9 protein-coding genes are annotated in these 8017 nt (G+C 36.9%); 1 reads left to right on the top strand and 8 read right to left on the bottom strand.

The features are described 5' to 3' along the window. Nucleotides 1-121: 121 nt before the first annotated feature. The 6 genes from FFS26_RS20580 to FFS26_RS20555 all read right to left on the bottom strand — a co-directional run bounded on the left by FFS26_RS20580 (nt 122) and on the right by FFS26_RS20555 (nt 5352). Complete coding sequence (locus FFS26_RS20580) at nt 122-1903, bottom strand: GEVED domain-containing protein (protein WP_137906008.1); 1782 nt, start codon at nt 1901-1903, stop codon at nt 122-124. A gap of 61 nt (nt 1904-1964) precedes the next feature. Continuing rightward, the gene (locus FFS26_RS20575; RefSeq protein ID WP_110008189.1) at nt 1965-2576 is read right to left on the bottom strand and encodes a class I SAM-dependent methyltransferase; all 612 of its coding nucleotides are present in this window, start codon (nt 2574-2576) and stop codon (nt 1965-1967) included. Next, nucleotides 2573-3166: a hypothetical protein gene (locus FFS26_RS20570; RefSeq protein WP_110008188.1), complete on the bottom strand. Its 594-nt coding sequence runs from the start codon at nt 3164-3166 to the stop codon at nt 2573-2575. Before FFS26_RS20570 ends, FFS26_RS20575 begins: the two co-directional genes overlap by 4 nt. Continuing rightward, complete coding sequence (locus tag FFS26_RS20565) at nt 3156-3626, bottom strand: RNA polymerase sigma factor (RefSeq protein WP_137906007.1); 471 nt, start codon at nt 3624-3626, stop codon at nt 3156-3158. Before FFS26_RS20565 ends, FFS26_RS20570 begins: the two co-directional genes overlap by 11 nt. Beyond that, nucleotides 3626-4477 carry an alpha/beta fold hydrolase gene (locus FFS26_RS20560; protein ID WP_137906006.1) on the bottom strand — a complete coding sequence of 284 codons (852 nt, stop codon included), beginning with the start codon at nt 4475-4477 and terminating at the stop codon, nt 3626-3628. Before FFS26_RS20560 ends, FFS26_RS20565 begins: the two co-directional genes overlap by 1 nt. Nucleotides 4478-4677: 200 nt before the next feature. Then, nucleotides 4678-5352 (bottom strand): DUF4919 domain-containing protein, encoded by a 675-nt coding sequence (locus FFS26_RS20555; protein ID WP_137906005.1) that lies wholly within the window; start codon nt 5350-5352, stop codon nt 4678-4680. 218 nt (nt 5353-5570) lie between these two features. Between FFS26_RS20555 and FFS26_RS20550 the strand changes: the two genes are divergently transcribed. Then, nucleotides 5571-5789 carry a hypothetical protein gene (locus FFS26_RS20550; RefSeq protein WP_110008184.1) on the top strand — a complete coding sequence of 73 codons (219 nt, stop codon included), beginning with the start codon at nt 5571-5573 and terminating at the stop codon, nt 5787-5789. A 58-nt stretch (nt 5790-5847) separates the two neighbouring features. On the opposite strand, the gene FFS26_RS20545 is transcribed toward FFS26_RS20550, so the two are convergent. Next, nucleotides 5848-7140: an MFS transporter gene (locus FFS26_RS20545; RefSeq protein WP_137906004.1), complete on the bottom strand. Its 1293-nt coding sequence runs from the start codon at nt 7138-7140 to the stop codon at nt 5848-5850. 110 nt (nt 7141-7250) lie between these two features. Continuing rightward, nucleotides 7251-8003 (bottom strand): DUF3575 domain-containing protein, encoded by a 753-nt coding sequence (locus FFS26_RS20540; protein WP_228449470.1) that lies wholly within the window; start codon nt 8001-8003, stop codon nt 7251-7253. Nucleotides 8004-8017: the final 14 nt, after the last annotated feature.

The following is an 8017-nucleotide window of genomic DNA, read 5'->3' as shown; positions in this document are numbered from 1 at the left end:
CAAATTAAAATGAAAACCTATAAAAACAAAAACCAAAGCAATAGTAAAATTACTCTGGTTTAATTATTTATTTTTGTACTATAATCTGTATCAGTTTTTCAGGACTAGTCAATTGAAATAATTAAAATTTTAATTTCTTCGTAATTACTTTTCCGTCTTCCAGTACTGCTGTAGCCGTGATGATTATATTTTTCTGGTCAACAGGATATTTGAATTCTGAAGATTTAATATCATTTTTTCTCATCAGTAATCTTCCTGCAGCATCATAAATATGTACCGAGGAGATTTTCACATTACTTCTTACAGATACTGAATTTTCATCTTTAAAAATAACAGGTGCATTTTTCAATCCTGCATTTTCTATTGCTAATACATTCTGAGGTTCAATGATGACGGAGTAATCTTCCACCTGTCCGTACTTTGGAGTAAAGCATGCCGTTACTGCTGTTCCGTTGTATTCTCCAATGACCCTCATTCTTAAAGGAGTATTGGTTATTGCACCTGCAGGAGGAGTTACCTGTGCTGTAGCCAATGAACCATTGCTTATTCCACTTTGATTAAGAACCAGCTCTGTAGATTCATCGAATTGACCGTCATTATTATAATCAATATATGCTTTGATAATGTGAGGGTTGTTTGTTCCCGGAGCTACAGTAAGTGTGGTGGCGGCATTTTGTGGAATATTGGTTTTTGAAATCCCCAAACAGTAAGTACCGGTAAAGTTTTCATAAAAATTATTGGTTGCCTGCTTATAATTAGTTGAATAATTATTAATACTTCCAAACTTTACCAAAGTAATTCCTACATTGTAATTACCCGGATTTGTAATGGTTGCGGGAGCACATGCATTGGTTAATGTTACATTGTTATTAATAGTAGTTGGAAATCCAACCGGTGAGTTGATCAGCGATTGTCTGTATTGTAAAAGCTGTGCTGTAGCTCTGTTGGTCTGTCCTTGTGTAAATAAATCTCTGAAACAGTAGGTATAAGCCATCACATTTCTCTCACCACCATTGTATAATTGGGTGGTACAAGGATTGATCTGTCCGGTTTGACATGTGTGAGGAACTGACGAATGATAAAGACTTTTCATAGGCTCAGTATCACAAACAAGATCTCCTTCTAAAGTACAGTCATTGTTGACAGGGCAGTCTCCTGTAGTTTCATTGTATCCCTCATGCGTATGTCGGAGTCCCAAAGCGTGTCCGAATTCATGCCCTAAAGTCTGAGCATTAACAGCGGATGCACTTGCTGCCATAAAAGCATAATCTTTGCTTCCTCCCGGATAATAAGCGAAGCCATTTAATCCTCCGGAGTTGGATGTTAATTTTTTAACAACATAGATATTATAATATTTAGAAGTATCCCACATTCCCATTGCAGTAATCTCAGAAGCAGTTACGGCATTGGTTGTATTGTCATTATTTACACCGCCGCTTACATATTTGGGAAGACCTGAAGCATTGATTCTATTGATCCCGTTAGTTACATTACAGTTTGGATCCTTGGTTGCAAAAACAAATTTGACAGGCAGTATTGCACTTGTTCCTGACATTCCGCTGGTGGAACTTCCTGCAAAAACACCATTGGTATAGTTTATCCATGCAATGATGTCTGCGTCAGACTTATTATTAGCAGTTCCTATAGCACTTCCGTCTCCTACAACGTGTACAACAATAGGGATTTCGTATACCTGATTGTTGAGCTTAGACGTAAATTTGCCACTTTTGATCATTTTTGACAATTCCAGGTTGAAAGCATCGTCACGCGCTTTCTCTTCAGGATACCTTTCATAATATTTTTTCATTAATTCATCGGTTCCGCATTCCTGAAATTCCAAATGTTGTGAATAAAAATTTGAGCAGAATGTGCCTGAAATAAGCAGAAATAATAATTTTTTCATAGTATTTTTATTTAAATGGTTGGGAATTTAAAAATAAATAAAAAATACATACAATTCATTACTACTTTTTAAAACTGCAGAATACAAAATTTTGAATGGTGTCAAAAGGAGTGGTGTGATCTTCAGTAATACAGTCTACTTTTTTAAAACTTTTTTCAAATTTTTCGGATAATGATTCTTCATCATACTGCTGAATATCCAATCCGCTGCATTTCGTAGGACCGTTTTTCGAAAAAGTTCCGACAATCATAAAATGGTTCACCTTCTTTTCTGCAATATCAATATATTTTGAAACCTGTTCCGGGGTGGTCAGGAAATGAAAGGCTGCTCTGTCATGCCAGATATCATAGGTTTCCATAGGTTCGAAAGCCGTAATGTCGCTAGTGATCCATTTTACTTTGTCTGCTGCTGCTCCAAGTCGTTTCTGTGCCTTTTCCAAAGCTTTGGCAGAAATATCAAGAACTGTAATATTTTCATAACCTTCTTCAAGAAGAAAATCAACAAGGTTGCTGTCTCCACCACCAATGTCTATGATGCTGGCCTCTTTTCCCAATCCGGAAGAATGTATAAAATCAAGGGAAGTCTGAGGTTTTTTCTGGGTCCAGCTTACCTGATCCGGATTTTTGGTTTCATATACATTTTCCCAGTGATTTTTGTTGTCAGACGATATCATGATTCTTTTAATTGATTATTGATCTCTTCAAATTTATTAATTAATTCGTCAAGTTTACCTTGCTGTTTTTTTATTGTTCGCGGTCTCAGATAAAACCAGTTGAAAGCAATCCAGACAGATGTTAAAGCATAGGCCAGAATACCTGAGCTAAGGGTCATTCTTGAAGTATATTCGTACATATACAGGCATATTCCCAGAAAGAGCATGACAAAATATAAGTTAAGTATGGTGGTCTGCATAAATTTCTGCTTACTCTTTACTACATATAAACTCTGGAGATACTCGTTGTTTGACTGCGTCTGATCAATCTTGTAAAATATCATAAACATTTTGTTGTAGGCAAGAAGAAAAATAACCATTCCCAGCACGACAAGTACAATCCCGATTTTTGTAGTGATCATTTCAGGCTGGTAACGGTACCAGATAAAAAGAATCAATAAGGAGGTAGCGATTAATCCAATATTAGCAAAGATCAGTCTGCGCAGATTTTGATTTCTGAATTTTTTCAGCTTACCGAGAAGCGCATCCAGATCAGGTTTGCCGGAAGTCTGCTGCTTCCATATATTTTTAAAATCCATATTAGAATCCATTTTCTTTAAACTTTTGTGTTAATTTTTCTTTTATCCTGTGAATCTTTACCCTTATATTGGATTCTGAAAGTCCTACGATATGGGCGATCTCAGCCTGTTTCACTTCCTCCAGTTCCAATGAAATAATAATTCTGTCCGTTTCAGGCAGTTCCGAAATAAACTGGTAGAGCATCTGGATCTGAGGTTCTATAGATTCCTGTTTTTTCTCTTCCAGATTGATGGGGAGATCGGTTTTGCTGAATTTCTTTTCCTTTTCAATCTGCCAGAGGCAGTTATTGGATGCAATTCTGAAAATCCACGTCCCTATACTGGATTCATTCCTGAATTTCGGAAGCTGCTGCCAGACGATGATAAAGGTTTCCTGGGCAAGATCCTGAGCAAGTTCGGCATCATTCACATATCCCATACATAAACGGAATATCCTTTGCCAGTAGAGTTCATATATCTCTTCAAAAACCATTATTTCGCAGATAAAAAGTGAGTAAGCTGATTAAAATACCAATCCTTATCATCGTACATGATAAAATGCAAACCTTTTGAAGCATACTGCATATTGGCATTTTTTAAATTTTTGTACTGGTTTTCAATCGTTGGCTTTAGAGTGACAAAATAAGATTCCAGAAGAATAAGAGAAGGACATTGGATGTTTTTTATTTTCTCTCTGAGATCGGTATTATAAAAATCACAGTATATTTTAGCAAATGTTTTTCGGTCCGATTTCATACTCCAGTTAATTACCGTTTCCTGCATAGAAGCATCTGCCAGAAGACGGGGCATCGCCTGTGCCTGCATTTTCCGGAACTGCTCATCGTTCATAGCTGTCAATTGAGCAATCGCAGGCGAACAGTTATTATTTTCTTTCGATGTAAAATGGGGATCAGATAGTGCTGCCAGGCAGGGAAGCGTGTCTACGATGATAATTTTACCTGCAAGCTCCGGATAATCTGCCGCTATGGCCAAGGCAAGGCCGCCTCCCATACTGTGTCCGATAAGAATGGGCTTCTCAATTTTATTGTCTTTGATATAAGTGGCAATTCCTCTTTCCCAATCTGTAAAACTGGCATCTGTCTGAGGTTTTGTTCCGGCAAAGCCAGCCATTGTTAAAGTATAGCAGGTGAAATCTTTTTCAAACTTTGCGGTGGTTTCATTCCAGACGTCACCTGAAGAGGCAAATCCGGGAATGAAAATTAATGCCTGATCTCCTTTTCCTGTTTTCTGTACTTCAAACGGATAGGCTTTTTGCTGACCGAATATATTGCATACTGCTAAAAAAAATAACATGATAATTAAAAGGAATGTAAATTTTTTCATGATTTCTAAAGTTTTAAAGTGTATTTGTCTTTTAGAGACGAACCTTTAAAAAATGTTACACACTATTTGATTTTTTTTGAAAAAAAATATTTCTCCTCCTTCTCAACCCTTTTGTTCAGGGCAAAATCATATGAAATTTATTTTAGCTATTTTTTGTTAAATGGTTCAAATATTAAATTGATGAGTAGTTCCCGGGATGATTAATCCAATATTTTTCCATAGAACCTGCTGATGTCAAAATAAAATCCGGGAACTTTATATTGGTCCTTTTCAAACTCCTGATAATCGCATTTTCCCTTCAGACTTTGAGATTTTGTTTCCATTTGAAATCTGTTTAAAAGAACATATTCATCTGTTACAGAAATCACATGAAAACCTGTTTCACATGTCAGACCATCACCGGAAGTAAGAATGGCATTTAATAATCCGTGGAAATTTCCTGCAATTTTTTCGGCGGTAGCATCATCTTTATTCAAATGATACAAGTAAGCGAGATAATTCATAGCCCGCAAGTCCAGTGGATTTTCCTCCAACGCACCCAAAAACAACTGGATCCCCTTTGAGAGATCTTTTTGTGAAATCCCTTCGCCTCGGTAATATTTGGCTACTTCCTCAGCTTTCTTTCCTATTTTATAAGGCTGATATTCTTTTTGAAATGTATATCCGAAATAAAGATGGCGGTACTGATTGCTGGTAAGGAGCGTATCATTCTGTTTTAATCTTTTTAAAAGCTTTGGATAATAGAATTCTGAATTTTTATCCTCAATACTTTTTTGAATAGCAGCATAATCCGGTGCTTTGAATTCCATTTTTTGAGCATGCAGAAAAGTCAGCAGTGTTAGAAAGAATAAAGAGAAAAATGCTTTGATACTCATAGTTTGTATAAGGTTGTTACAATTTTTTGTGAGATTAAAAATACGAAATATGCATCAATCGGATAATATCAACTTACTATTTGTAAGAAAAATAATAAAATATTGCCAAACTGCTACTTTGTGTCAATAAATTTAGTAACTTTATTCGGAATTTGAGATGTTACCCCTGACATTTGAAGGGGTAGAAGGAATTTTTAACTAAAAAACTAAAAATATTAATGAGCAGTAGTAGTATACAAGATGAATTTAAAGTCTTCAAAGACGAATTAAGAAAGTTGAATATCGAAGTACAGAAAGTTGTGAAAGTAGGAAACGGCAGCATGGATTTCCATGAAGTTTTCTACAAATCGCCGAGGTATGAAGAGGTAAAAAGTATCTATGTCCAGCGTCATAATCTGGATCATATGATTGAAAAATTTAAACAGGCCTATCATTAAAAATAGAATATGCGCCGCAGATTTTCTGTGGCGCATGTTTTTTGTAAAATTTGTAATATTAATCTTTATCCAGTGTAGAGGTATTTTTGGTGTCTTTCATCCCGATGTAAACGAGCAGGGAAAAAAGAATACAGCCTGTTATATACCAATAAAAATATTCTTCTGACCCTATTTTTTTAAACCAAAGCGCAATATATTCTGCTGTTCCGCCAAATACAGCAACAGTAATAGCATAAGGTAAACCTACACCAAGCGCCCTGATTTCAGAAGGGAAAAGTTCTGCTTTTACTACCGCATTGATCGAAGTGTAGCCGCTTACAATAATTAAAGCTGCCATAATCAGGAAAAATGCACCCCATATTGAAGTGGTAGTACTGAGAGCCGTAAGGAGCGGAACGGTACATAAAGTTCCTAAAATACCAAAACCTAAAAGAAGCGGCCTTCTTCCGATTTTATCTGATAATCCTCCAAATACAGGCTGAAGACAGGCAAATATAAAGAGTGAAACAAAGGAGACTAATGTAGATTCTTCCTTTGTAAGGTGTACGGTATTCACCAGAAATTTTTGCATATAAGTGGTGTAGGTATAAAATGCCAGCGTTCCTCCTAAAGTCAGCCCCACAACGGTAAGTAATGCTTTTGGATGTTTCAGAAGTTCTTTTACGGTTCCTTTTTTCTTTTCGCTGACTTCCTTTTTATTTTCAAAAGCTTCGGTTTCATGAAGATTAGCCCTAAGATATAAGGCAATAATAGAAAGCATAGCTCCGATCACAAAAGGAATTCTCCATCCCCATTCTTCAAGCTGTGCCTCAGTGAGTAATAATTTTTGTAAAATAAGCTGGATACCTAAAGCTATAAGCTGTCCGCCAATCAAAGTGACATATTGAAAACTTGAATAAAATCCTCTTCTGTCCTGGGTGGCCATTTCGCTGAGGTAAGTGGCGGAAACTCCATATTCACCACCCACACTTAGCCCCTGAAGCAATCTTGCCAGTAAAAGTAATAAAGGAGCCAGAATACCAATAGACTGATAAGTGGGAGTAAGGGCAATCAGCAGAGATCCAAAAGACATCAGCAGGACGGAGAGCGTCATTGCTTTTTTCCTTCCGATCTTATCTGCAATGCTTCCGAACATCCAGCCGCCGATAGGGCGCATGAGAAAACCTACGGCAAAGATCCCTGCAGTATTCATCAATTGGGCATTCAGATCAGAATCAGGAAAAAATGAATGGGAGAAATAAATGGCGAAGGCAGCGTAAGCATACCAGTCATACCATTCGACGAGATTACCGATAGATCCGCCAATGATGGCTTTGATTCTTTGACCTGTGGTGATTGAGGATGAGTCCATAGATGTTGTTTCCAGAAAGTTTTTTTATAATGACATCCAAGATACAAAATTCAGAAAAAAATAAACCGTTCCTAAAAAGAACGGTTGAATACTATATTAAGAATGATTTCTTAAAACCGATATCCAATGGAAAGCCCGCTTCTGAAGCCTGCCCACGGCCCGTCTACTTTTATTCTGGCACCATTGGCATTGGTTTCTACGGTATACTTAACAAATGGAATGTCCAGATTTTCAATTTCCTTTTTAAGCTGAGCCTGCATATCAGGCGTCAGTACATAATCCGAGGTCATGGTAAAATCACCTTTTCCGCTTCCGTAATGGGCTCCAGCGATCCAGAAATCAAGGACAAGATTCTGGCTTCTGGTCAAAAAGAATTGTACACCAACCATTAACCCACTGCTGTTTCCATTGGTGTCCCCCTGTCCTTTGAGTGGAATTGGATAGGTAACTCCATTCGGACCCTTATAATCATAATAAAAATCAAAAGTATTGGAAGTAACACTTGAGTACCGGTAATAAGGAGCAAAATAAAATCCTTTTCCATAGCCTTTACCGATATAAAATCTTGGTTCAATGGTGAAATTGGTTGCTTTTACTCTAAGATTCTGGAATCTTTTTTCATCTTCATCTTTCAGAAAAGCATTAATGAAAGGTACTTTTCCTTCGGGCATTGTTCCGAAACCGATATTCACAGAAAGCCATTGGCTGATAGCTCTTTCATAAGACAGATTGATATTTCTGAACGCATAAGCCGTGACATTGGTCTTGATGATATTCATTTTCTCTGCCGGGCTGTTCTGAATTTCCTGAGCTCCCAGGGCAGAAAACAGGAAGCACGGAATTACTATGAATGCTTTTTTCATGACTCTATATTTTG

The sequence above is a fragment of the Chryseobacterium sp. 2VB genome, from assembly GCF_005503635.1.
Classification (GTDB): Bacteria; Bacteroidota; Bacteroidia; order Flavobacteriales; family Weeksellaceae; genus Chryseobacterium; species Chryseobacterium cupriresistens.
Note: the sequence above shows the minus strand (reverse complement) of the source record. Positions and strands in the feature narration are given on the sequence as shown.